A 25,766-nucleotide genomic window follows, 5' to 3' on the forward strand; every position below is an offset into this window, starting at 1 on the left:
GTATTGAATGAAAGCGATTTAACGTTTAGTCTATTAGTGTAGTGCAAACTAGTATGGCAGTTGGATGAGGAGGCTATGGAGTCTATGAATTACAGACAATTAGGCAATACGGAACTTCACATTAGCGAGATCAGCTTCGGCACATGGGCCATCGGCGGCTCATGGGGGCAAACCAATGATGAGGAAGCTTTGAAGGGACTGGATCGCGCCATTGGGGAAGGCGTGAACTTTTTTGATACAGCCGACGTGTACGGCGATGGACATGCAGAGGATTTACTCGCAATCGCAACCAAAGGCAAAGAAGATTCGGTGCATATTGCCACCAAGTTTTGCCGTGCTGGAGATATTCATGATCTTCAGACCTATTCCGAGGCGTCGATTCGCCGCTATTGTGAGAACAGCTTGAAGCGGCTCAAGCGGGAGCGGATTGACCTCTATCAGGTTCACTGTCCTCCCTTCGAGGTGCTGAAGGACGGACGGGTGTTTGAGACGCTGGACAAGCTGCAGGCTGAAGGAAAAATCCGCCATTACGGTGTAAGTGTGGAGACGGTGGAGGAAGGACTCTACTGCCTTGGGGTTCCCGGGGTGAGGTCCTTGCAGGTCATCTTCAATTTGTTCCGCCAAAAACCCCTGGCAGAGCTCCTTCCGAAGGCAAAAGCGTCCGGTGTGGGCATTCTGGTGCGCCTTCCGCTGGCCAGCGGCCTGTTAACCGGGAAGTTCACGGAGACAACCGTCTTCCATGAAGGGGATCACCGGAATTTCAACGCCAACGGCGAGCAGTTCAATGTGGGCGAGACCTTTGCCGGACTTCGTTTTGAAAAAGGGGTTGAGCTCGCCAGAGAGCTCGCCTGGATCGCTGAGGGCAGAGGCGACATGGCTCGTGCATCCATGCGCTGGATTCTGGATTGCCCTGAAGTCACCGCCGTGATTCCTGGTTTCCGAAACGTCCGCCAAATCGAGGACAATCTCGGAACCCTGGATGTGCCTTCGTTTACGATGGAGGAGAAGGAACGACTGTCCCGATTCTATCGGGAGCAGGTGACGGAGCATATCCGCGGCGCTTACTAAGCACGATTTTCTTGAGGTAGAATAATAGAGAAGCCTCCCGATCATTCGGGGGGCTTTTGCTTGGGATGACGGCCTCCGGGAGAGCAAAACAACGGTTACAGCGCTGCTTTAAAGCGTATCCTATGCTTTATCATGGCAATGATACTATAATATAGGCAAGTATTCGGATTCGGAATGAGTTCATCAGGAGGATTGTCGTTTTGAATGATTTGTTGAAGCGGGAGCATGACATCATCAAGGTCTGTCTGTTAGCAGGCAAAATCATGCTGCAGAGCGGGGCCGAGACCTATCGTGTCGAGGACACGATGATGCGGATCGCCGCGGCTTATGGCGTGGAGAACAGCCACAGTTATATGACCCCGACCGGGATTATTTTCTCGGTGGAGGAGCCTCAGCACATTACCCGGCTGATTCGGATCTCGGATCGGACAACCAATCTGTACAAGATCGATCAAGTCAACAGCGTTTCCCGGAGGGTAAGCATCGGAGAGCTGACGATTGAAGAGGCCCGAACGGCTCTGGAGAAAATCGAGCATGAGCCGGCAATCTATCCAACGTGGCTGCTTATCCTTCTCTCAGCGGTGGCCAGTGGCTGCTTCCTCATCATGTTTCGCGGGATCTGGCCGGACTTCATCCCGGCGGCCATCGCGGGCGGACTCGGCTTCTCCTGCTTTGTATTTATGCATCGGGTCATACCGGTGCGATTTTTTGCCGAGTTCTCGGGAGCGCTATTGATAGGGATTGCATCGGTATGGATGGTCAGATACGGATTCGGTCATCAGCTGGATATGATCATTATCAGCTCCGTGATGCCGCTTGTCCCGGGCCTGCTGATCACCAATGCCATTCGCGACCTCATGGCCGGGCACCTGATCTCCGGTCTGTCCAAAGGGGCGGAGGCCTTTGTCACGTCCTTTGCCATCGGCGCGGGGATTGCATTTACTTTGTCATTCTAAAGGGATGGAGTGGAGGAACAGGATTATGGCAGCCTTTTACATACAGCAGCTCATCACGAGTTTTATTGCTTCGGCGGCATTCGGGATGATGTTCAATGCACCCAAAAAAGCACTGCTGCAGTGCGGATTTGCCGGAATGGTGGGCTGGCTGCTCTACATCATGCTGCAGGACATGATGGTTCAGCCGGTGACGGCCACCGTTGTGGCGGCTTTTTGCGTCACGATGATCAGTCATTTTTTTGCGAAAAAGTACAAGACCCCCATTATCGTGTTCAGTGTGTCGGGAATCATTCCGCTCGTCCCGGGCGGTGTCGCCTATAATGCGCTTCGCCATGTGGCGCAGAATCAATTCGATCAAGCCGTTCAGCTGGGGGCCCAGGCGTTCATGATTTCAGGCGCCATTGCGCTCGGTCTGCTGCTCTCGGAGGTCATCAACCAGGTCATCCGGAAATGGTCGATATCCCGGTCCATATCCCGGTAGAAGCAGGTGCAGCGCATTTCAATCCGAACGCAAGGCGCAAGCTCTTGGCAGACGCTGCAGCATCAGGAAGAGGCAGCCTTACCTGTCTTGAGATGAAACCATGAACCAGCCGTATTTACGCGTTGCTGCGGGATACGGTTGTTTTGGTGCTTGCGAAGATAAGGATCTTTTTGCATCTTTATTTACATAAGTTTCATGTTATTCCTTTTTATTGTCCTATCGCTCGCGGTGCTATATAATCTTCTTGCATCCAATGAAACCGTATTCAAATCAAACCTTTGTGTAACTATACTGCATTGCATTGATTGTAAGCGGACTGCAGATGAAGGGACCAATAGTCCATCGGGAAGAGGGTTATCTATGCAGGAGCTGACTCTGCATCTGTTCGAACGGATGGGCATGCTGCTCATCCTGACTTTCATACTGACGAGAATTCCGTTATTCCGCCAGCTGCTGGATCGGAAGGAGATGTCCGGCAAGCGGATGTTCACGTATTCATGCTTGTTTGGACTCTTCGGCATCCTTGGAACGTATGCAGGCGTGGTCGTGGAGAATGGCGAGTCCAGCTCCTCCTTCTGGCTGATGCGGCTGACAGAGAATCAGGCCTTGGCCCATTCCGCTTTGGTTGGCGTGGTCATCGGCGGGCTGATCGGCGGACCGCGCGTCGGAATCGGGGGCGGACTTCTGGCGGGAGCCCATCTGCTGTACATTGGCGGATATACCGGGCTGGCCGGTGTCATCGCGGTGCCACTGACGGGAGCCTTGGCAGGAGGCGTGGCGCGATTTTTCTCGCAGGAACGGGTCGTCTCCCCCGCCAAAGCCTTATTCGTTGGGATGTTTGCACCGATCCTCCTTATGGGGGTTATCCTGATCTCTGCAACGGAGCCGGACCGGGCGATTGAGCTGGTTAATCTGATCGGTCTTCCAATGGTGCTGACAAACAGCATCTCCATTGCCATCTTTACGACCATGCTGCGGGTTGCGCTCGCCGAGGAGGAGCGGGCAGCGGCCTATGAGACGGAGAAGGCATTCCACATCGCCGAAGCCGCGCTTCCGCATCTGAAGCAGGGGCTGACGTACCGGACGGCGCAGGCCGTGGCAGCGCTGCTGCTGCGGGAGCTGAAGACCACAGCGGTAGCCATAACCGACACAGAGCGATACCTGGCCCATGCCGGGGCCGCCAGCCGTACCATCGATCCGGGAGAAGAGATCCGGTCAAGCCTGACGAAGAACGTCATCTTAACCGGCACACTTCAGATCGTGGATAATGCGGAAGATATTCAGCCCCGCCATCCGTCACTTGGCGCCGCCATCCTGGTTCCGATCATCGAGGGGAGCCAAGTCGTGGGCGTCATTCAGTTCTACTTCAAGCGGCCGCAGGATATCCGCCGTGTGGAGCTGGTTATGGCCCAGGGTCTGGGACAGCTGATCTCCTACCAGCTCGGTGCCACATCCCATGAGAAGATGGGCCATTTAATGAAAGAAGCAGAGCTGAAGCTTCTTCAGGCCCAGATCAACCCCCACTTTTTGTTCAATACGTTAAATGCGATCCATTCGCTGATTCGCACCGATCCGCATCTGGCAAGACATGCCACGATGCAGCTCGGAGCATTCATGCGCCTGAACGTAAAGGTTATGGCTTCACGCAGAACGACCATACGTGAGGAGATGGAGCTGTTGAATGCGTATTTGGATATTATTCAGATCCGGTTCGAGGACCAATTTACGTTTGAGTGCCAGTTGGATCCGGCGCTTGAAGAGCTTCTGATTCCGCCTGCCACGCTGCAAATGCTGGTGGAGAACAGCATCAAGCACGGCTTGCGTGACAAGGCAAGCGGCGGCATCATTCAGCTGACGCTGAGGCAGGTCGATGATATGGCGGTCATTCAATTGAAGGACAACGGGGTCGGTATCTCACCCGAGGTTCTGGATCGTCTCGGTGAACAGCCTGTCATCGGCAGCGAGGGTACCGGAATCGGCATCTACAACATTAATCAGCGTTTAATCAGCATGTTCGGCAAGGAAGCCAGACTGAGGGTGGAGAATCTGGCAGAGGGCGGCTGCGGCATAACTTTCAGCTTCCCCTGCATATCGGAAGGGAGTCGGTACCGTGAAGCGAATTAAAACGATCATTGCGGAGGACGAACGATTGGCAAGGGAGGAGCTGGCTTATCTGCTCGAACAAGAGCCTGATATCGAGCTGCTTCCTCATGCCGTGAACGGCAGAGAGCTGCTGGAGCTCGTTCCGTTGTGGCAGCCGAATGTCGTCTTTCTCGACGTTCATATGCCAGAGCTGGAAGGACTGCAGGCGGCACGAATGCTAAAGGCATCGCCTGCTTCACCCTTGATTGTGTTTACGACGGCTTATGATGAATATGCTGTCGAGGCGTTTGGTCTGGATGCGATTGACTATTTATTGAAGCCATACAGCCATATGCGGTTGAAGGAAACGCTGCAGCGAATCCGTAACCGGCTTCTGGAGGGGCACGCTTCCCCCCGCCCGGAGGCCAGCGCCTCCACTCCTCAGCGGGCCTCCAATTCCCAGGCAGACGCAGCTGCCCGAAGCATGCGCGGCAAGCTGCTGTTCGATGATGGAGACAAGCATGTGCTGGTTGATCCCGAGGGGATCCTGTACGCGGTGCGCGAGGAACGGGTCATTCGCATTTTGACAACGGAAGGCCAGCGGATCACGAGCAAGAGCACGCTTCAGGAGCTGGAGGAGAGGCTTGAGGGTTATTCATTCTTCCGTCCTCATCGCAGCTATTTGGTTAACGTGAACCGGATTGCAGAGTTATCGCCCTGGCAGAATGGGGCTTACAATATTGTGATGAAGGATGAGCAGCGGACGATGATTCCATTGTCGAGGGAGGCAGCCAAGGATTTGTTCCGTTTGCTAAGAGAAGCATAGCCTACGTGCGCAAGAAGGGTATTGTCCCCTGTTCAGGCGGCATATCCGCCTTTTCACGCTTCATATCGGGCGTTTCGCGCAGGAGCCGTAGTCGGCTGCGGACCTCCCGTATATAATCATTCTAAAGCGCTTTCAAGTGTTGGAGCCGCAATAGAATCTGGATCATTAATGGAGGGAAAGGCAATGGAGGAAAAAAGCTATACCGAAGTATGGCATTCTGAAAAATTCAAAACGCTGCTCTCCCGCAAGAAACGGTTCATTATTCCCATGACCGTCTTTTTTCTTCTGTTTTACTTTGCGCTGCCGATCCTCACTTCGTATACTGAAGTGTTGAATCATCCTGCTATAGGACCGATTACGTGGGCATGGGTGTTTGCCTTCGCGCAATTCATTATGACGTGGGTGCTGTGCATATTATATTCCCGCAAGGCAGCCCAATTCGACCGAATGGTAGACGATATCAAAAAGGATATGGGGGCGTAATCGACTATGGCTATCGCGTTATTTTGCGGGATTGTACTTCTCACGCTGATCATTACCTATTACGCCGCCAAGAAAACAACCAACACCAGCGATTTCTATACAGCTGGCGGAGGACTGAAGGGCTGGCAGAACGGGACGGCCATTGCCGGCGATTATATGTCCGCGGCTTCCTTTCTAGGTATCGCCGGCTCGATTGCTTTGGTCGGATTTGATGGTTTCTTCTACAGCATCGGCTTTTTGGTTGCTTATCTGGTTGTACTGTATCTCGTAGCAGAACCGCTTCGGAACCTCGGCAAATATACGGTGGCCGATATGATCGCCGCCCGTTTCTCCGACAAGAAAGTGCGCGGCGTGGCAGCGTTGAACACGATCTCCATCTCCATCTTCTATATGATCGCGCAGCTCGTCGGGGCGGGTGCGCTCATCAAGCTGCTGCTGGGCCTGGACTATGTAACGTCCGTACTGATCGTGGGCGTGTTGATGACGATCTATGTTGTGTTTGGCGGCATGCACGCCACAAGCTGGGTCCAAATATCCAAAGCCGTGCTGCTCATGGCAGGCACGTTCATTATTTCGCTCATTGTATTTGCCAAATTCGATTTCAGCCTGACTCAAATGTTCCATCATATGAAGACGGCCACGCCGCTTCAGGAAGCCTTCCTGAACCCTGGCAACAAATACAAAATCCCGCTGGAGACGCTGTCGCTCAACCTTGCCCTCGTGCTCGGAACAGCAGGACTGCCGCATATTCTGACTCGCTTCTTTACCGTGAAGGACGCCAAGACGGCACGCAGCTCGGTTGTATACGCCACATGGATTATCGGCATTTTCTATGTCATGACGATCTTTCTCGGATTCGGTGCAGCGGCCTTCGTAGGCGCAGCGGATATTACAGCGGTTGACAAAGCAGGCAACATGGCTGCACCGCTGCTGGCTAAAGCCATAGGCGGCGACTTCCTGTTTGCGCTGATCTCGGCGGTTGCGTTCGCGACCATTCTTGCTGTGGTGACGGGGCTTGTGTTGTCCGCCGCATCGGCCTTCGCCCATGATTTTTACGGTCAAATCTTGCGCCGCGGCGAATCTTCGGAGAAGGAACAGCTGAAGATGGCGCGTTACGCATCGATTGGCGTATCCATCGTCTCCATTCTGCTTGCCTTGTTCGCTCAGAAGATGAACGTGGCGTTCCTCGTCTCGCTGGCCTTCGCCGTTGCAGCCAGTGCCAATTTACCGGTTATCCTGTTCACGGTATTCTGGAAAAGATTCAATACGACAGGCGCGATCACAGGCATGCTGACCGGATTGATCAGCACGGTGATTCTCGTAGCCCTGAGCCCGAATATATGGGATCCGGCCGGCAAAGCGATTCTGGTTGGCGATCCGATCTTCCCGATGAGCAACCCGGGCATTATCTCCATTCCCCTTGGCTTCCTGGCAGCTTATGTCGGCACGCTCCTGTCCTCCTCCAAGGATGAGGCCAAATATGCCGAGGTGCTGGTCAAGGCAAATACGGGCGCTTGATTCGATTTGAGCGTGCTTAAGACATTTGTTGAAGAAAAAAGGGCGTATCCTGCTGCTCGTCAGAGCAAAGGATTGTCCTTTTTTTGCCATTTTATCGTAGAATGGGAGAATAACAGCACCTCTGGGGCTGAGCGGAAGGAGGTCATCCAAGTGAACATGTCCGGCATCGTTTTTTTTCTGGCGATTGTGGTTGGCACGTTAATGATTACGTATTATGCCGCCAGGCGAACCACCAACACGAACGATTTCTATGCGGCGGGCAACCGGCTTAGCGGCTTGCAGAATGGACTGGCCATCTCCGGTGACTATATGAGCGCGGCGTCCTTCCTTGGCATTGCGGGTTCCATCGCGGTTTACGGCTTCGACGGTTTCTTCTATTCGATCGGCTTCCTCGCCTCCTATGTCATTGTCCAGTACATCATTGCCGAGCCGCTCCATAATCTGGGCAGGTATACGATGGCGGATGCGGTGGCGGTCCGGTTCGGCGAGAAACGGCTGCGCGGGTTTATCGCTGTCAACAATATGATGATTACCGTGTTCTATATGATTGCCCAGCTGGTTGGGGCCGGATGGCTCATCCATTTGCTATTCGGCCTTGAAACGTCGCTTGCCATCGTGCTGGTTGGCAGCTTAATGACTATCTACGTCACGTTTGGCGGGATGCTTGCGACGTCCTGGGTGCAGATCGTCAAGTCCATACTGCTGGTAAGCAGCACCTTTATCGTGAGCCTGATTGTGTTGGCCCGATTCGATTGGGATCTGCTCGGCTTATTCGCTTCCATGAAGCAGGCAACGCCGCTGCAGGAGCGGTTTCTGATGGCGGGCAATATGTTTGATCAGCCGCTCGATATGCTGTCCTTCAATATGGCGCTTGTGTTAGGGACGGCCGGACTGCCGCATATTATTGCGCGCTTCTACACGGTCAGAGACCCGCTAACGGTGCGCGCTTCGGTAAAGACGGCGACGTTTACGATCGGCATCTTCTACGCAATGACAATCTTTCTAGGCTTTGGAGCCGCCGCTTTTGTTGATTGGTCAGTTTTGTCCGAGCGGGTGGATCTGGCGGCGCCGCTGCTCGCAAGCGCGCTGGGCGGCGAATTCCTGATGGCGTTTGTATCGGCCGTCGCGTTTGCGACTATACTGGCCGTGATCTCCGGGCTTGTGCTGACGGCATCCTCAGCGTTTGCTCATGATGTCTACAGCAGCATCTTCCGCAGCGGGCAGGCGACGGAGGCACAGCAGATGCGAGTGGCCAAGCTTTCGGCCATCGTGGTTGGCATGGCCTCAATTGTGCTCGCGCTTGGCGCGCAGAAGCTGAACGTGGCGTTCCTTGTGTCGTTTGCCTTCGCAGTTGCCGCCTCGGCCAATCTGCCGGTGCTGCTGTTCACGCTATTTTGGCGGAAATTTAATACGTACGGCGCCATGTCGAGCATTGCGGCCGGTTTGATATCTTCCCTGCTGCTCATGGCTATCGGGCCTAATGTAATGGACCCGGAAGCAGGCTGGATTCGGGCAGAAGCGATCTTCCCGCTCAAGCATCCGGGCATCGTGTCGATACCGATCGGATTCGCTGGGGGCATCATCGGCACCGTGCTGTCGGGCAAAGCCAGCTCTACGGGCCAATTCAAGAAGATGCAGGCGATCGCCCATGTCGCTCCGGATGAGATCCGTACGCGTGAGCTTGGCTAAGGCTGACTCCATATGTTTTTTTGAAAACGAGGCTCATCCCATGTCCCATACTTTGTGCATATGCACAATAAAAACCGTTATGGCGTCAATAGGCTTGAATGCGGCATTCCGGTTATACTGAATCCTGTAAGCGCAATCATAGTTTCATAAAGGATGAATACATCATTGTTCACAAGCTATATTGCTTAAGGAGGCATACACAACATGGATGGGACTGTTATACATTGGGGCGGAGCCGTTGTCGGTCTGATTATCGCCATTGTCTTGATTTTTAGAAAAGTAAACCCGGTTTACGCCTTGTTTGGAGGCGCTGTCATTGGCGGTCTGCTGGGCGGAGCCACCATTGATCTGACCGTGCAGTATATTATCGAGGGCACCAACAGTGTCATGGGTGCTGTCGTCCGGGTCTTGGCTGCAGGGGTGCTCGCAGGGATATTGATTGAATCGGGAGCCGCGGAGCGCATTGCCGAGACCATTGTTGCCAAGCTGGGCGAGAAGAAAGCGCTTTTATCCATCGCGCTGGCAACCATGATTATCACCGCGGTAGGGGTATTCATTACCGTTGCGATCATTATCGTAGCGCCCATCGCTTTGTCCGTCGGCAAGAAGATCGGAATTTCCAAAACAGCCTTGCTGCTCGCGCTGGTCGGGGGCGGTAAAGCGGGGAACATCATTTCCCCGAACCCGAATACCATTGCTGTCGCCAAGGGTTTTGACGTCGATCTGGCTCAGGTCATGATCCATGGTTTCCTGCCGGCGGTTGCCGGACTGATTGTCACCATCATCGTGGCGAAGATGCTCACAAACAAAGGGGTTATGGTATCGGATAGCGATCAAGTGGCGGAGGAAGCCGGCAAGAAAGACAAGCCAAGCTTCGGACGTGCGATGGTTGCACCCATCGTGGCCATCGTCTTGCTGGCGCTGAATCCACTGGGAAGCATTCTGGGCATTGAAGCTCTTCAAGCCATCAAGATTGATTCCATGATTATTTTGCCGGTTGCCGGTATCATCGGTTTGATCGCCATGCGACAGACAAAGAGCATCATTGCTTATACCACCTCCGGTTTGAACAAAATGACCGGTACCGCAATCATCCTGATTGGTGCCGGCGCCATTGCCGGCATTATCTCCAAATCCAATCTGAGTGCCGTTGTGGTACAGGGTATCGATGTCATGGGCGTATCCGGCACATTCCTTGCGCCGCTCGCCGGTATTCTGATGGGAGCCGCTACGGCATCCACATCGACGGCATCCATTGTGGCCGCAGGTTCGTTTGGTGAAGCGATTCTGTCCATGGGGACAGCGCCACTTGCCGCAGCCGTCATGGTACACACGGGGGCAACGGTCATTGACCATCTGCCGCACGGGAACTTCTTCCACGTCACCGCAGAATCGGTGAAGATGAGCATTAAGGAACGGATGAAGCTGATTCCTTACGAAAGCATTGTCGGTCTGACCATGGCCATTGTCGCTACGATATTGTACGGATTTGTATTTTAAAGAGACTACAGCATAGATTTGAAATCAATAAGGATAGGCAGGGGATAAACCATGAAGCAGGATTATGTAATTGTACTCGCGCCCGATTCATTTAAAGAGAGCATGACCGCCAAGGAAGTCTGTGAGGCGATGGAACGCGGCATTCTGAAGGCAAACCCGAATGTGACCTGTATCCATGTGCCGATGGCGGACGGCGGTGAAGGCACGATGCAGTCCCTCGTGGATGCAACGGGCGGCACGGTGCACACCGCGATGGTCACGGGTCCGCTGGGCAATCAGGTGGAGGCGTCCTACGGTGTTTCGGGAGATGGCAGCACCGGCGTGCTGGAGATGGCCAGTGCAAGCGGGATCCACTTGGTGCCCCCGGCTGAGCGGAATCCGCTGGTAACCACGACTTACGGGACGGGTGAGCTGATTAAAGCTTGCCTGGATCATGGCGTGAGCAGGCTGCTGATCGGCATCGGCGGCAGTGCGACGAATGACGGCGGAGCGGGAGTTGTTCAGGCGCTCGGCGGCAAGCTGCTGGATGCGGAAGGGAGGGAGCTTGCTTTTGGCGGCGGGGGCTTGGGCAGGCTTGCAAGTTTTGACTTGACCGGCCTGGATTCACGACTGCAGCATGTGGAGGTCGAGGTGGCCTGTGATGTAACCAATCCGCTCTGCGGCGAGACGGGAGCCTCTCATGTGTTCGGACCGCAGAAGGGTGCTACGCCGGATATGATCGAGCAGCTGGACAGCAATCTGCGGAACTACGCCGGGGTTATGAAGCAGCAGCTGGGCAAAGATATCGTGGACTACCCAGGGGCTGGAGCGGCAGGCGGCCTTGGCGGGGGACTGATGGTCTTCCTGAACGGGACGCTGAAGAAGGGCATCGATATGGTTGTTGACTATACAGGTCTTGAAGAGAAAGTGCGCCAGGCGGATATGGTGTGGACCGGCGAAGGCGGGATGGACTTCCAGACGCAGTACGGCAAAACCCCGCTGGGCGTGGCGATGGTTGCGAAGAAGCATGGCAAGCCTGTTGTTGCCTTGGCCGGACGGATCGGTGACGGGATCGAGGTGCTGTACGATAAAGGAATGGACGCTATTTTTGGCATTATGCCGGGTGCGGCTACGCTATCGGAAGCACTGGTGAACGGACAGCAGAATGTGGAGAGAACATCGGAGAATATTGTCCGTCTCATGAACTCCTTGAACAAGTAATCATTCATTTCATAGTGAGAGAACAAGGGGGAGCTGACCTTTACGGGTCGGCTTCTTTTTCTACCGGCAGGATATGGATTGGAAGCGGGATGTGTAAACTATAGAGAGTAACTCTTGTATTGGGATCTTATACAGGACAGTACATGACAGGCAGGTAAGGAGGGACATAATGCATGAAACTATCACGTCCGCTGGCGGAGAATATCGCCAAAGAAATGATGCGTGTCATTCCTTACAATATTAATGTAATGGATGAGAACGGGGTCATTGTGGGCAGCGGGGACCCAGCACGGATCGGCACGCTGCACATCGGTGCCCAGAAAGCCATTCAGACCGGGAGAATCTATGAGGTCTATGAAGAAGGCGGCGGCATGAAGCCGGGGGTGAACGAGCCTATTGTAGTGAAGGATGAGGTGATTGGCGTGGTCGGCATCACGGGGCATCCCGATGAGGTGAGACCGCTCAGCAATTTGCTGCAGGTGACCGTCGTTCTCCTGATCGAGCAGGAGCGTCAGAACAAGGCCATGTTGAACCAACGCCAAAATCGGGAGAAGTTCTACCATGAGTTATCCTATCGCAAGACACCTTACGATGAACCGTTTCTGGAGCGTGCCGAAGGCTATGGACTGGACCTGACGCGAAAATGCCGGGTGCTGCTCGTGCAGGGCTCTGTGGGAGGCAAAGTATTCCGGGGGCTGCAGCAAGCGTACCCTCAAAGCTGGAATTTGGAGAACGACAAAACCGTATTCTTCATGACAGACGCCATGAAATACCGGAGCCTTCTGGACAAGCTGACCGAGCTGGATGAAGTCCACAGCTTGGGGATTGGGGAGCGGGAGGAGCTGGCTGCCACATCGCTGGAGCAGGCGGTATCCGCTCTGGAGCTGGGCATGAACATCGACCCCCGCCGCAAAGTGAATTTCTACGAGGATTTAAGGTTTCTCATCAGCCTGGCTTATAATTCGGATGACACACAGGCTTCGCTGTATTCGCTTCTGGAGCAAGGCGGAGACAAGCTGGACCTCATTGAGACGCTTCAGGTATATATTTCCGAGAATGGGGATCACAACAATACGGTCAAAAGGCTAAATATCCACCGCAATACCCTGCATTACCGGTTAAACCGAATTAAGCAGCTGACAGGCAAAAATCCGCGCCATGTGCTGGACCTGTTCGAATTGTTGTGCAGCTTAATGTGGCGAAAATAAGCAGTGAGGCTGAGCGCGGTCTCGATCTGGAAGGGCTACCGGTTCTCGCTGACTCTTCCTGCAGAAATATTTCACGGCATATCATCGGCAGGGGCGGTGAAGGGCTGAGAAGAGGTAATGAGAAAGGCGCGCGGCTCTTTTTTGTCTTATGGCAAAAGAGTCCAATGAACAACAGGGCAGCTTCAAAGGCCATTATGACCTTGGAGCTGCCCTGTTGTCTGACTTTATTTAATGCCGAGCCGCATGCGGTAGCTGAGCATCACGGGGAGAGTACGCCCTTGAAAATGCTCCTCGACCAGCGTATGAAACAGTGCAATTTTGTCGTTGATTTCGTTTTGCTTCAGCTTGAATACGGTTTGGATGCCGCCTTGACTGACAGCAAGGCCGGTATAGCGTTCCGCGGTGAACGGCTCCATATGGTGGAATACAATTTCCTTGGAGAAGCGGAACACACCGCTCTCGCGGATGTGCTTCAGATGCTCGTTCTTATTCCCTTTATAGGCCTGCTCCTGAGTATCCACATGGCGGTCAATGATGGTTTCAGCCAGTTCAATCAACTCAAGATAGGTTTGTTCAACTTTCCGGGTGAGGCTTGGCGGCCAGTCGCAGTCATATACAGCGAATATACCGTCCTCGCGCAGCACACGGGATACCTCTTTTAACGTACTGGCAGGGTCCATCCAGTGGAAGGACTGGGAGCAGGTAATGATGTCTGCGGATTGATCCGGCAGTGCCAGCTGATTGGAATAACCGGAGACGAACTTGATATCGGCAGCGTTTCCATGGGGACTGCTGGCTTGCTCTTGCTGCAGCGACTGCCATTTGGCGATAGCTTTGCCCCGCATATCGTCATTCGGCTCGACGCCGATGACTTGGTCCGCGGTATCTCTCCATGCAAACGAGGATAACCCCGTCCCGCAGCCCAAATCGACAACAAGCGAGGGCTTGTGTTCCAAATATCCTGTTAGAAGTGTAACAACCTCCTGAGGAGCTTCCGGGCGATGCTGGTCATAGGTATCCTCAAAGCCGGTGAAACGATCCACATTACTGGCCCGATTGCCTTCGGGAACGAAATCCTTGCTCCACACTTCGGTCATATCCTTGGTCATCGTTATTCATCTCCTTATCCGGGTACATAAGCTGGGCATTGCAATTTGAGCTTGCTTGGCTGTGCGCGAGTCTGGATGAGGACTCCATTGCCGTATCCTGCTGCTTTAATGCCATCATATCACAGCAAGGGAGCTTATCAACAGACGGACTTGACCCAAGCGGTGCCTGTACAGGTACAATAGAGGGACAGGGAGAAGGAAGAGGGATGAATATGAAGAGAACAACATCACCGAAGGGAATCTTCTTCGATGTGGATGATACATTGTATGACCATTTGGCGCCTTTTCGCGAGGCTGTTCAAGAGACGGCCCGTCCAGGCGAGGCATTTCCCTATGAAGCGGCATACCATCGGATGCGATATTACAGTGACCGCTTGTCCGTTGAGCTGGGAGGTGCTGGCACGGCAGCTTACGGGGAAGCCGTCGAGGAGATGCGCAGACGCCGATTTCAATTAGCGCTGGCTGAATTCGGCATCCCACTGTCACTGGAGGCGGCCGAAGTGGTACAGCAGACCTATCTGGATCGGCAGTATACCATCAGAATGTTTGCCGGTGCCCGGGAGCTGCTGAAAAAGTTGGCGGACGCCGGGCATGTGGTCGGCTTGATTACCAATGGACCGGCGGATCACCAGATGAACAAAATAGCGGCTATGCAGCTCGGTGATCTAATCCCGCCGGATCGTTTGTTCGTATCCGGCGCCGTTGGCTGGGACAAACCCGATCCGCGGATATTCCGCCATGTGAACCAGCTGACCGGCACTGCGCCGGAGAGTTCTTATTACATCGGGGATTCATGGCGCAATGATGTGATTGGCGCACTCGCCGCGGGCTGGAATATCATCTGGTTCAATCACCGGAGCGTTGCTCCCGAGTCGGAACATGAGCCGCACCATATTGTCACGAGTTATGGCGAGCTGGAGCGGCTGCTTGATGAGCTGATTGGATAAGGATGAAATGCCGCTTCTAGGCTGCACCGGAGAGTGTTTGATGTTTGGTTAACCCCCCAGACGATGCCCAGGTGGTTGTTTATGATGGAGACCACGAACAAAATGGCCCGAAATGAACCGCGTGTGGATGGAACCTGGGAGATCACTGTGCCTCATGAGGAAGACTGGTTGGCAGAGGATATCGAGCAAGCACGGACCGAATACATCACCAAACCGAGCATGGCTGGGGTAAAAGATGTTTGAAGGGCTGGAGCAGCGTCTGGAGACAGGAAAGATGAATGATCTCGATCTAATGAACTAGGGAGCGTGTTTTATAGATGAAGAGTATAACCCCGTTTCTGATGTTTCAGGGCAATGCGGAAGAAGCCATGAACCATTACATTTCCATAATCGAGGATTCCGAGATCACGAGTATCGACTTGTACGGCCCGAATGAGCTGGGAACCGAGGGAAGTGTCAAACATGCGACCTTTACATTAAAGGGACAGACCTTTATGTGTATTGACAGCAATGTGCAGCATGGTTTCACGTTCACGCCTTCATTCTCCATCTATCTGACCTGCGAGTCGGAAGCGGAGATCGAGAAGCTGTACGGGGCATTAATCGATGGCGGGAGTGCTATGATGCCGCTGGGCAACTATGGCTTCAGTGAACAATTTGGCTGGATCGCGGACAAGTTTGGCGTGTCATGGCAGCTGGATCTGCCAAACAAAGCATAGTGTCAGGCAGCCGATCTAAACAGGACGGGCCCAAGTGGGGCCGTCTTTTTTTATGTGCGGGTACTGCAAGATGCCGTGCAGCCGCTGCCGGGTGTCCAGAACCAAGAACTATCTCCTTGTTGTCCTCTGACCTAAATGATCACTTCATGTGGTCATGATCATGACTCTCCATATCCCGCTTATTCCGTATACTGCTTACGGAATTGCAGCGGCGATAGGCCGAAACGCGCGGAGAAGCGGCGGGAAAAATAGGGCGGATATTGAAACCCAACATGCTCTGCAATATGCGACATGGACCACCTTGTGGTCAGCAGCAGCCGCTTTGCCTGATCCAGGCGGTATTGAAGCAGATACTCTGTTGGGGTTACGCCATGGGATTCTTTCATGCAGCGCGTCAAATAATTGTAGTGAAAATGCAGGTCTGCTGATAACCGCGCATTGCTGATGGGTTCGCGATAGTGCATTTTGATATAGGATTCCACTTGTTCCGCCACTTTGCGCACCCGCGACTGTTCCTGGTCGGACCTCGACGGATCAAGCAGCTGCAGCAGTTCAATAAACAAGGTTTGTTCCCGCCAAAATGCGGTAGACCTCGGTTCGGTTGCCAATAGGTGCAGAGACTCGAACTGTTGGTAAACTTGCTCCGGATAGGGTATACGGCCTTGTTTGGGCAGCTCAATATTGTGTGAGATTGAATCATGTCCGGTTATATCCGGTGTCAGGGTCTGAAAATGCAGCCAATAGAAGGACGTTTCTTCTCGGCAATCCTGTACCGCGAAGTGGTAAGCATCGGGGAGCAAGACGACCATATCCCCCGCACACAGTTTCCAGTGCTGCCTCTCTTCGCCCAAGAACAGGCAGCCGCTTTGCACCAGGATGAGATCGAAGACGCCAAGGTTTCTTCGGTTCGGATGCGACTCACCCGGCATATAGTGTGTTTTACCTGATTCAAGGAAGAAGGGCAGCGGCAGGGAAGGGAAGGCAAGAACGCTTCGTTCCGTCACGGATTCACCTCCAAGGGATGTGTGAGATTGTATAAGAAATTAGGTCATTTTTGATATCGTTTTCATCCTATCATAGATCGTAGAATGGGAAGTGTCGAGGCTTTATCCTATCGAATCTCAAAGGAGTGTATTGAAGATGATGACTCTTGCTTCGTGTTCTGCTGCCGTACCTCTTAAGCAAGTGAAACTGACGGACCCGTTCTGGGCCCGTTACATAGAGCTGGTAAGGGATGTGGTGATTCCGTACCAGTATGAAGCCCTGCATGATCGAATCCCGGGTGTCGAGCCAAGTCATGGCGTCTCCAATTTTCGAATCGCTGCCGGCAGGGACAAGGGCGAGTATGGCGGGATGGTATTTCAGGATAGCGATGTTGCCAAATGGCTGGAGGCTGCGGCGTATTCGCTTGCCATTCACCCGGATCCGAAGCTGGAAGAGCAGGTGGATCAGCTGATTGAACTTGTGGCCGCTGCCCAGCAGCCCGATGGATACCTGAATACGTATTTCACGGTGAAGGAGCCGGAGAAGCGCTGGACCAATCTGACGGATTGCCATGAGCTGTACTGTGCCGGACATATGATGGAAGCCGGGGTAGCGCACTATCTGGCAACAGGGAAGCGGAAACTGCTGGATGTGGTGTGCCGCCTGGCGGATTATATCGATTCCGTTTTTGGGCCTGAGGATGGCAAAATTCACGGATTTGACGGGCATCAGGAGATCGAATTGGCGCTTGTCAAACTGTATGAGGTGACCCGGGAGCCGAGATATTTGAGCCTGAGCCAGTATTTCATAGATGTGCGCGGCACGGAGCCTCACTTCTTCCTTCAGGAGTGGGAGCAGAGAGGGCGGAAATCATTCTACTCCTCGGTAGCCAACCCGCCGCACTTGCCTTATCATCAGAGTCATCTGCCCGTAAGGGAACAGAGGGAGGCGGTTGGACATTCGGTCCGGGCCGTGTACATGTACACGGCCATGGCGGACTTAGCGGCCAGAACAAAAGACCCCGCTCTTCTGGAGGCTTGCGAGAACCTGTGGTTTAACATGGTCCATAAACAGATGTACATTACCGGAGGCATCGGTTCAACCCATCATGGAGAGGCGTTCACGACGGATTATGATCTGCCGAACGATACGGTGTATGCCGAGACCTGTGCCTCCATTGGTTTGATCTTTTTTGCCCGGCGCATGCTGGAGCTGGCTCCCAAATCGGAGTATGCGGATGTGATGGAGCGCGCGCTGTTCAACACGGTCATTGGCAGTATGGCTCAGGACGGGCGGCATTTCTTCTATGTCAATCCGCTTGAGGTATGGCCTGCGGCCTGTCGCCATAATCCGGGCAAGTTCCATGTGAAGCCGGTTCGGCCGGGCTGGTTCGCCTGCGCTTGCTGTCCGCCGAATGTGGCGAGACTGCTGTCTTCGCTGGGTGAATATGTGTATACGATGAACGAGGATACGCTGTACACCCATCTATACATGGGGGGTGAAGCATCGGTTCAGTTCGGGGATGTGCCTGTGAAGGTCATTCAGAACAGTGCGCTGCCTTGGAATGGGGACGTCACACTTACTATCCAGCCGGAGAAGGCTGTTGAGTGGACGGTGGCTCTCCGCATGCCGGATTGGTCCCGCGGCAAAGCAGATTTGCGCTTGAATGGGGAAGACGTGAGCATAGAGGATGTTATGAAAGACGGCTATGTCTACATCAAGAGAGTATGGGCGCCGGGAGATACCCTGGAGCTGGAGCTCTCCATGGAGATCCATCAAGTAAGGGCTAATCCGAATATACGGGCTAACGCCGGTAAAGCCGCAATCCAGCGTGGACCGTTGGTATACTGCCTGGAAAGCGTAGATCATGGAGCGCCGATGTCGTCCGTATCGCTAGCTCGCGAGCCTAAGCTGAGCTCACGGTTTGATCCCGATTTTCTCGGAGGGGCGGTTGTCATTGAAGGGGAAGGCTGGCGTGAAGAATCCGGTGACTGGGGCGATGATCTGTATCGAACTTCGCCAACGCCGCTGCGTCCCGCAGCGCTCAAAGCCATTCCGTATTATTTATGGGGCAATCGTGGCGAGAATGAGATGACGGTGTGGATGCATTTGCAGTAAATGAAGCCAAACAGCAGAAAGGGCTTGCTCAAGGTCGGTTGACCTCGCGCAAGCCCTTTTTTTATTCGAATGTATGCAGCTCCAGATTTATTTCAGCAGCTTCTTGATATCTTCTTCCATCTTCTCCGGGGTATCCGTTGGCGCAAAGCGTTTAACCACCTTGCCGCTGCGGTCCACCAGAAACTTGGTGAAGTTCCATTTGATTGCTTTAATGCCGAGCGCGCCGGGGGCTTCACTGGTCAGGTGTTTGTAGAGGGGATGAGCTTGCGAGCCGTTCACATCAATCTTGGAGAATAAAGGGAAGGTTACGCCATGATTGAGCTTGCAGGCTTCCTCGATCGCGGAATCCTCCTCCAGCTCCTGATTCATGAATTGGCTGCTGGGGAAGCCAAGCACGGCCAGTCCCTGATCACGGAATGTCTGATGCAGCTTCTCCAGACCGTCAAATTGAGGGGCAAAGCCGCATTTGGTTGCCGTGTTTACGATGAGCATCACCTCACCCTTGTAGGGCTCGAGTGTTTGGGACTCGCCGCGTATCGTTTTTACTTCATATTCATAAATGGACATCGCCGTAGAACCTCCTCTGATAGGATGTATATAGAAACAGAGTATATCCTTTTACCATGGATTGCAATTTAATAGAACCGTGATATCAGGTTATACATGCTATAAATATGACAGATCAAGGAGCGCAATACATGATGTGGAAAATATAAAGTAAAAATTTGTATTTTTATCTGGACGTATTTAGGAAATATGTGATAGTAGTAGAATAAGTAGTTAAGCAGATGAAGCAAGACAAGAGGGGTCTGCTGAGACTTTTGTTTGGGAGGACAATATGAGATTAAGAACACAAATGCTCAAAACGACGGTGACCAGTCTGCTCGCTTTTATGTTCATCGTCCTGATTGTGCTGGTTCCAAGGGATTTGAATCTGTCGCTGGACGGCAATTTAGTGGTGACCAATTATTCCTTTGATCTGGGCCAGTATGTTACGTACATCCGTGACTATTTTGCAAGCGCTATTCAGAACGGGACGCTCGGGGGAACGCGGTATATCGGCCAGTCCTCGGAAGCGGCTGCTTTTGAAGCTGTTGGCAAAAGCATGCTGGTTATTGTATCCGCTTTACTGATAGGATTCGTGTTAGGTATTCTGAAGGGAGTTTTGGACTACAAATTGTCCAAGACCAAATTCAGCGTGCTGGGGCACTGGACGACATGGTTGTTCCAGTCCATTCCGGATTTTTTCCTGATGCTGATCGCCCAATGGGTGCTCATTAAGCATGTTCCGGCTATCCGTTATTTTGCGGTTGACGGCTGGGAGGCTTTCGTGCTGCCTTCGCTGCTTGTCTCAATTTACCCGATATTTTTTATTGCCCGGATCACGTCGGCTTCGCTGCTCGCACAGGAAGGCAAACTATACATACTGCTGGCTAAAGCCAAAGGGCTGAGTGACCGGAAGGTCGTCTACAAACATATGCTGCGAAACGGCATCGCAACCATCCTGACCCATCTTCCGGGTCTGCTGGTCTTCATCTTGTCGAACCTGCTCGTGGTGGAATATTACCGCAACTATCCGGGAGCGGCTTGGAGATTGTTTCAGGCGCTGGATTTCAATACGTTCAGCGGCACCGGCGGCAACTATGAGCCGGGTGTCATTATTTATATCGCATTTTCCTTCATGGTGCTGTTCATGATCGTTCAATGGATCAGTCATTCGGCACGCAAGTACTTTGATCCGCGATAAGAAACGAGGTGAGTTATCTTGAAGAATTTCCCTTTATGGATTGGCGGCATTCTGCTTGCTTTCTTTGTCTTTGTTATGCTGGCGGGGCCGTACATGCCCTTCATTGATAAGGATTTGAAGAATGAACCCTCCAGATGGGTCATGAAGGACGGCAAGCAGAAGCTGACCCTTCCGCCTTATAAACCTTCTTCGAAGAACTGGCTTGGATCGGATAAGAGGGGGGTCGATAACTTGAGCAAACTGGTTGTGACCGCCAAGGATACGATTCTGCTGGTGCTCGCGATTACGGCTGCCCGATATGCGATCGGGGTGCCCCTGGGACTGATCGCTCGTAAGAAAAAGGGCTTCACCCACCAGTTCATTACCTTCTGGAACCAGATGTGTTCCTATTTGCCGCCGGTCTTCGCATCCGCGCTGCTGCTTGCGCTTCCGTTCTTTCTCTTCTCCCAGCAGCGGATGGGCTGGGCCATACTGATTCTGGCCAGCGTTGAAGCCGGGCGGGTGGCCATCACGATTCAGCAGCAGGCCCACAAGATGGCAAGCGAGCCTTACATGGAAGCCGGAACCGCGTTAGGTCTTCGCACGAGGACGTTGACGAAGAATTACTATATCCCGGTCATGTTCCCCGAAGTTATCGTCAACTTCTGTTTGGATATGGGGAAGGTGATGCTCCTCCTCGGTCAGCTTGCGATTGTGAACATCTTCCTTGGTCACGAGTGGAAGGAAGTCAACTATTATGTCATGGAATTCGTGGAGACCGGGTACAACTGGGCGACGATTCTGTCCAAGAATCGAGCGGACATCTGGTTAGGAAAGTTCCAATTCGTTGTGTATCCGGCATTTGCCATGATGCTGCTGATCATAACGTTCAACCTGTTAGGCGAAGGCTTGCGCCGTCGTTTTCAGGTTAAGGGCTGATTAGAGCCCGGCCGTTAACGTCAAAAAAACCGGAAGAATGAAGGCTATCGCAAGGCGCTTCCCATGTGGAGCCATACCTGGCGGAGAGCCATTCTTCCGGTTTTTATAGTCTCTGTATAATGCGTCCGCTGTTTAAGCTTCTACGGGAAGCTCCGGATGAGCCCAGACAGATACACTGCCTCCGTTAACCGGAAACAGAGCGAACCCGTCCTCACCGATCGTGATCCGGTCCTTCCGGGTGCGAGTCAGATCCACCCATATCTCTCCGGCGCGATGCTCACCAACAAACATTCTCTTCTCCCCGGCATCCCCGTTAGCGATCACCACGGCACAGCCGGAATGCTCGATTTCCTCGATCCCCCGGCGGACCCAGCCAATCGTGTTCGGATGGTCAAAATAATCATCTTGCTCGCCATACGCCCGGTTCACCCTGGCATACAGCAGCGGGTCAATGGCCTCTCTCTTGCCGGGAATGGGCTTCTCGCCGCCGATCCCGTAATAATCTCCGTAGAAGACGGAAGGATAACCGTCCTTGCGCAGCAGAATCAGCGCATAAGCGCTCTGTTTAAACCAGTCCTCCACCCACGATTCCAATGATTCCTGCGGCTGTGAATCATGGTTGTCCACAAACGTAACGGCATTCATGGGGTGCGATGCGACGAGTGTATCGTCGAAGATCTTTCGCAGATCGAAGGAACGGCCGGCTTTGGAAGCAGCTTGGAGTTTGTAGTGGAGGGAAACATCAAACAGATCGATTTTGTAATCCACCGTATCCAGGAAATGCCGGCAGTCCTCAAGCTCGGGATTCCAGAACTCGCCCACGATGTAAAAATCCTCTCCGCGTTTTTTCTTCATGGCTGCGGCAAATTCTTTAATGAAATCATGGTTGATGTGTTTGATGGCATCAAGCCGGAACCCGCTGCATTGCAATGTATCCACGAGCCACTGGCCCCAGGCGGTCATTTCCTTGCGTACATCCGGATGACCGTAATCTATGTTGGCAAACATCAAGTAGTCGTAATTCCCGAATTCATTGTCCACCTTGTCGCTCCAGGATTTATTCTCGCCCACAATTCGGAATATGCCGGAGCGCTTGCTCTTATCATCATAGTCGGTTCCGTTAAAGTGATTGAAATTCCATTGGAACGAGGAATACTGATCACCGCGGCCAGGGAAGGTGAATTTGGTCCAGCCCTCGATCTCGAACGGCTTGGATATATCCTTCGTCCGATCCATCTCATCAACCTGGATAACCTGAAACCGCTCGGTTTCATCAGCACCCGCCTTATGGTTCATCACCAGATCCACATAGACGGCAATCCCGTGCTTGTGGCAGGCTGCAATGGCATCGGTTAGTTCCTGCTTGGTCCCGTATTTGGTGCGAACCGTTCCCTTCTGGTCAAACTCCCCCAGATCGTACAGGTCATACACCCCATACCCGTTATCCTCGGCGGAGGATGCTTTGGTCACGGGGGGAATCCAAACCGCATCGATTCCTGCCTTGCTCAGCTCCGGTGCTGCGCTTTTGAGTCGGTTCCAGTGCGAGCCATCGGCTGCAACATGCCATTCGAAGAATTGCATAATCGTATGATTTCGTTGCATACTTCCATCTCCTCTACAATGATAGCTCTGTATAAATACTGCGTGCTAAATCTCAAATACCCAAGAAAGCAGGGGAGCTAAACCTTTGTGCCCGATGAGTGGGTCCAATTGCTTTAGTTTTACCCTAAAATGGAAGGAAAAAGACGGGGGTTCTTCATCGACAGAAGAGCAAGAAACGGACATGACACCGGAGGCATTTTCTTCAAATATAAGGTTGCAGCTCTCTTATTCCAATAGTTCCCGCAATTCGGCATCCACACACCTCTTCGGCTTGGTTCATCTGTGCAAAAAAAACCATCCCCTGCGCATGAATATGCGTGAGGATGGTTTTTGGTTCGTACACAATGGCTGCCGATCCCGCTCACTCAAGCCATAGCATAGGTAAGCAGGATTAGCAGCGCAGTGGTGATGGACATGGCCAGCAGCGGCCGCCATGCGCTGCGCAGATCCTTCAAGTGGACATTCAGGCCAAGTCCCACCATCGCCATGGCAAGAAGGAAGGAAGCTGCCTGAGAAATCGTATCCTTGATCGGCAGAGGAATGATCGGTTGTCCGGTCCATTCCCAGCTTCCCAGTATACTCGCTGCAATGAAGCCGAGCAGGAACCAGGGGAACTCCATTTTCGTGTGGCTCTCGATGCGCCCGGTACGTTTCATCCAGAGCATGAGCACGACACTGAGCGGTACGAGCAGAAATACCCGTCCCAGCTTGGCAAGCAAGCTAATGGCCAGCGCATCCTCACCCGCCGGAGCGGCTGCTAGGGCTACATGGGCAATCTCATGCAGACTTACTCCCGACCACACACCATACTGGGTGTCCGTCAGAGGAAGCAGCGGCTGAACGAGGGTGTAGCCAATGGCAACAATGGTTCCAAGAAAGGCGATAAGGCCCGCTCCAAGCGCCGTGTCCTTCTCCTTGGCCTTCACAATGGGGGACACGGCGGCAATGGCAGCCGCGCCGCAGACACCGGTTCCAATGCCGAGCAGAAGGGACAGGGACATGTCGGCTTTAAGCCATTTGGCAATTAGCAGCGTCAGCCCAATGGCTACAACAACGCTGATCACATCCTTCAGCATCAGGCCAAGGCCTTGCTGGAACACGATGCCGATATTCAGCTTCAGTCCATACAGAATGATGGCCAGACGCAGCAGCCGCTTGGCTGTGAATTGAATGCCGATGCGCAGCCGCTCCGGGTAGCCGCGCAGCTGCCGGTATAAGGCGGCGATCAGAATCGCCCAGGCAAGCTGGCCGAGGTAGCCAAGACCCGGGATGCTTGCTAGTGCGTAGCCCATGAGGGCAATGATAAAGGTGAAGGCAATGCCGCCTGCGGCGGCAGGCAGTGTATCATGTATCCAACGAACCAGGCGATGGACGGTTGCTTGTGATTTGGAATAGGCTGGTTCAGTCATAAGGTCTAACCTCCGATTCGTTCGGTTGGTCTGAACCCATCGTATCCCATTCGGCTGGATAAGAAAAATAAATCATTATAATAGTCATCATAAGTAATCAGTTATGGTAATATCATCTCATATTGATGAGGGACGCTGGAGAAGTGAAGGAGGTCCAAGATGGATCAAGCACTAGAGGTATTTGTAACGGTCGTGGAGAAGGGGAACTTCACCCGCGCAGCCGAAGAACTGCTCATGACACAACCTGCGGTAAGCCAGTATGTCCAGGCATTGGAGCGGTCTGTTGGCACCAAGCTGCTGGATAGAACCAATAAATACGTCCGCCTCAATAAAGCCGGAGAAATTGTATACCATCACGCGAAGGAGATTCTGGGCCTGTACACGCGCATGAATTCACTTGTGGATGATTTGATGCACCGTGCTGGCGGGAACCTCTCCATTGGCTCCAGCTACACCTTCGGGGAGTATATGCTGCCGCATTTGATCGCATATATGAGAGAGCATTATCCGCTGATTCGCCCTACGATCACGATCGGGAATACGACCGAGGTGGCGGAGATGATTCTGCGCCATGAAGCGGATATCGGTATCGTTGAAGGGGATTATCATGATGAGAAGCTGCATATCGAGGCTTTTGCAGAGGATGAAATGGTGGTGATGGTTCCCCGCGACGGGCGGTATGATCATCTGCAGGAGCTGGCGCTTTCCGAGCTTGCCAATGAGACCTGGATTGTAAGAGAGGCCGGATCAGGCACGCGGGAGGCCACGGAGCGGATGTTTACCCGGTATGGTGTTCACCCTGAACATATCGTGGAGTTCGGAAGTACGCAGTTGATCAAGGAATCCGTAGAGGCAGGTCTCGGCGTTACCCTGCTGTCGCGATGGGTAGTGCGCAAAGAGGTTCAGCTCGGAACCCTGCATATGCTGGTACCCAACGGTAAGCCGGTAGCGCGGCAGTTCTCGTGGATTACGCAGAAGACACCCTATCATACAAAGGCGGTTGAGGTATTTCTGGAGCTGCTGCATCAGCGGCGCGGATTTCCGAAGGAAGTGTGAATATGCGTGAAATGATCGAAGAGAATGGACATCCCTGACAAGGGATGTTTTTTTTGTTAGGACATGATTACAAATGAGATAAATGGTCAAAAATAAATACTAAAATCCATAGATAAGCTATTCATGATGAATTGATATGAAAATCG

Annotated in this window: 23 protein-coding genes; 18 read left to right on the top strand and 5 right to left on the bottom strand. The window is 53.0% G+C overall.

The window, feature by feature from the left end:
- Positions 1 to 84: 84 nt before the first annotated feature.
- The 11 genes from B9D94_RS29610 to B9D94_RS29660 all read left to right on the top strand — a co-directional run bounded on the left by B9D94_RS29610 (position 85) and on the right by B9D94_RS29660 (position 13,011).
- The gene (locus B9D94_RS29610) at positions 85 to 1,068 is read left to right on the top strand and encodes an aldo/keto reductase (RefSeq protein ID WP_006207101.1); all 984 of its coding nucleotides are present in this window, start codon (positions 85 to 87) and stop codon (positions 1,066 to 1,068) included.
- Between the two features lie 200 nt (positions 1,069 to 1,268).
- Entirely contained in the window at positions 1,269 to 2,024 is a 756-nt protein-coding gene (locus B9D94_RS29615; RefSeq protein ID WP_036640211.1) for a threonine/serine exporter family protein, read from the top strand.
- Positions 2,025 to 2,049: 25 nt separating this feature from the next.
- Positions 2,050 to 2,505 (top strand): threonine/serine exporter family protein, encoded by a 456-nt coding sequence (locus tag B9D94_RS29620; protein WP_006207100.1) that lies wholly within the window; start codon positions 2,050 to 2,052, stop codon positions 2,503 to 2,505.
- 360 nt (positions 2,506 to 2,865) lie between these two features.
- Complete coding sequence (locus B9D94_RS29625) at positions 2,866 to 4,629, top strand: LytS/YhcK type 5TM receptor domain-containing protein (RefSeq protein ID WP_063478094.1); 1,764 nt, start codon at positions 2,866 to 2,868, stop codon at positions 4,627 to 4,629.
- A complete protein-coding gene (locus tag B9D94_RS29630; RefSeq protein WP_036640207.1) occupies positions 4,616 to 5,413 on the top strand; it encodes a LytR/AlgR family response regulator transcription factor in 798 nt (265 codons plus the stop codon). Before B9D94_RS29625 ends, B9D94_RS29630 begins: the two co-directional genes overlap by 14 nt.
- Before the next feature lie 183 nt (positions 5,414 to 5,596).
- Positions 5,597 to 5,896 (top strand): DUF485 domain-containing protein, encoded by a 300-nt coding sequence (locus B9D94_RS29635; RefSeq protein ID WP_006207097.1) that lies wholly within the window; start codon positions 5,597 to 5,599, stop codon positions 5,894 to 5,896.
- Positions 5,897 to 5,902: 6 nt separating this feature from the next.
- The gene (locus tag B9D94_RS29640; protein WP_036640205.1) at positions 5,903 to 7,414 is read left to right on the top strand and encodes a solute symporter family protein; all 1,512 of its coding nucleotides are present in this window, start codon (positions 5,903 to 5,905) and stop codon (positions 7,412 to 7,414) included.
- Between the two features lie 156 nt (positions 7,415 to 7,570).
- Positions 7,571 to 9,103, top strand: coding sequence for a solute symporter family protein (locus B9D94_RS29645; protein WP_063479717.1), 1,533 nt, complete (start codon positions 7,571 to 7,573; stop codon positions 9,101 to 9,103).
- Positions 9,104 to 9,307: 204 nt separating this feature from the next.
- A complete protein-coding gene (locus tag B9D94_RS29650) occupies positions 9,308 to 10,603 on the top strand; it encodes a GntP family permease (protein ID WP_006207092.1) in 1,296 nt (431 codons plus the stop codon).
- Between the two features lie 51 nt (positions 10,604 to 10,654).
- On the top strand, positions 10,655 to 11,803 hold the full coding sequence (locus B9D94_RS29655; RefSeq protein WP_006207091.1) for a glycerate kinase: 1,149 nt from the start codon (positions 10,655 to 10,657) through the stop codon (positions 11,801 to 11,803).
- A 173-nt stretch (positions 11,804 to 11,976) separates the two neighbouring features.
- Complete coding sequence (locus tag B9D94_RS29660) at positions 11,977 to 13,011, top strand: CdaR family transcriptional regulator (RefSeq protein ID WP_036640200.1); 1,035 nt, start codon at positions 11,977 to 11,979, stop codon at positions 13,009 to 13,011.
- 224 nt (positions 13,012 to 13,235) lie between these two features.
- Here the strand turns inward: B9D94_RS29660 and B9D94_RS29665 are convergent, their stop codons facing one another.
- A complete protein-coding gene (locus B9D94_RS29665) occupies positions 13,236 to 14,120 on the bottom strand; it encodes a class I SAM-dependent methyltransferase (protein WP_148248613.1) in 885 nt (294 codons plus the stop codon).
- A 206-nt stretch (positions 14,121 to 14,326) separates the two neighbouring features.
- Here B9D94_RS29665 and B9D94_RS29670 point away from each other — a divergent pair, with 206 nt between their 5' ends.
- The 3 genes from B9D94_RS29670 to B9D94_RS29680 all read left to right on the top strand — a co-directional run bounded on the left by B9D94_RS29670 (position 14,327) and on the right by B9D94_RS29680 (position 15,786).
- Positions 14,327 to 15,067 carry an HAD family hydrolase gene (locus tag B9D94_RS29670; RefSeq protein WP_006207088.1) on the top strand — a complete coding sequence of 247 codons (741 nt, stop codon included), beginning with the start codon at positions 14,327 to 14,329 and terminating at the stop codon, positions 15,065 to 15,067.
- Positions 15,068 to 15,148: 81 nt separating this feature from the next.
- Positions 15,149 to 15,310 (top strand): hypothetical protein, encoded by a 162-nt coding sequence (locus B9D94_RS31715; RefSeq protein ID WP_234972725.1) that lies wholly within the window; start codon positions 15,149 to 15,151, stop codon positions 15,308 to 15,310.
- 74 nt (positions 15,311 to 15,384) lie between these two features.
- Positions 15,385 to 15,786: a VOC family protein gene (locus B9D94_RS29680; RefSeq protein WP_006207086.1), complete on the top strand. Its 402-nt coding sequence runs from the start codon at positions 15,385 to 15,387 to the stop codon at positions 15,784 to 15,786.
- 179 nt (positions 15,787 to 15,965) lie between these two features.
- Here the strand turns inward: B9D94_RS29680 and B9D94_RS29685 are convergent, their stop codons facing one another.
- Complete coding sequence (locus tag B9D94_RS29685; RefSeq protein WP_006207085.1) at positions 15,966 to 16,790, bottom strand: helix-turn-helix domain-containing protein; 825 nt, start codon at positions 16,788 to 16,790, stop codon at positions 15,966 to 15,968.
- 136 nt (positions 16,791 to 16,926) lie between these two features.
- Between B9D94_RS29685 and B9D94_RS29690 the strand changes: the two genes are divergently transcribed.
- Positions 16,927 to 18,888: a glycoside hydrolase family 127 protein gene (locus tag B9D94_RS29690; RefSeq protein ID WP_148248614.1), complete on the top strand. Its 1,962-nt coding sequence runs from the start codon at positions 16,927 to 16,929 to the stop codon at positions 18,886 to 18,888.
- 87 nt (positions 18,889 to 18,975) lie between these two features.
- Here the strand turns inward: B9D94_RS29690 and B9D94_RS29695 are convergent, their stop codons facing one another.
- On the bottom strand, positions 18,976 to 19,455 hold the full coding sequence (locus B9D94_RS29695; RefSeq protein ID WP_006207083.1) for a glutathione peroxidase: 480 nt from the start codon (positions 19,453 to 19,455) through the stop codon (positions 18,976 to 18,978).
- A gap of 271 nt (positions 19,456 to 19,726) precedes the next feature.
- Here B9D94_RS29695 and B9D94_RS29700 point away from each other — a divergent pair, with 271 nt between their 5' ends.
- Together B9D94_RS29700 and B9D94_RS29705 are read left to right on the top strand one after the other, a co-directional pair.
- Entirely contained in the window at positions 19,727 to 20,635 is a 909-nt protein-coding gene (locus B9D94_RS29700) for an ABC transporter permease subunit (protein WP_148248615.1), read from the top strand.
- A gap of 18 nt (positions 20,636 to 20,653) precedes the next feature.
- Positions 20,654 to 21,553 carry an ABC transporter permease subunit gene (locus tag B9D94_RS29705; RefSeq protein WP_006207081.1) on the top strand — a complete coding sequence of 300 codons (900 nt, stop codon included), beginning with the start codon at positions 20,654 to 20,656 and terminating at the stop codon, positions 21,551 to 21,553.
- 132 nt (positions 21,554 to 21,685) lie between these two features.
- Here the strand turns inward: B9D94_RS29705 and B9D94_RS29710 are convergent, their stop codons facing one another.
- Together B9D94_RS29710 and B9D94_RS29715 are read right to left on the bottom strand one after the other, a co-directional pair.
- Complete coding sequence (locus B9D94_RS29710; RefSeq protein WP_063478084.1) at positions 21,686 to 23,155, bottom strand: alpha-amylase; 1,470 nt, start codon at positions 23,153 to 23,155, stop codon at positions 21,686 to 21,688.
- Between the two features lie 365 nt (positions 23,156 to 23,520).
- Positions 23,521 to 24,564 (bottom strand): YeiH family protein, encoded by a 1,044-nt coding sequence (locus tag B9D94_RS29715; RefSeq protein ID WP_076150694.1) that lies wholly within the window; start codon positions 24,562 to 24,564, stop codon positions 23,521 to 23,523.
- 159 nt (positions 24,565 to 24,723) lie between these two features.
- Here B9D94_RS29715 and B9D94_RS29720 point away from each other — a divergent pair, with 159 nt between their 5' ends.
- On the top strand, positions 24,724 to 25,620 hold the full coding sequence (locus B9D94_RS29720) for a LysR family transcriptional regulator (RefSeq protein ID WP_076150695.1): 897 nt from the start codon (positions 24,724 to 24,726) through the stop codon (positions 25,618 to 25,620).
- Positions 25,621 to 25,766 lie beyond the last annotated feature (146 nt).

Origin of the sequence: Paenibacillus sp. Cedars (assembly GCF_003184205.1) — a bacterium.
GTDB lineage: Bacteria > Bacillota > Bacilli > Paenibacillales > Paenibacillaceae > Paenibacillus_AQ > Paenibacillus_AQ glucanolyticus.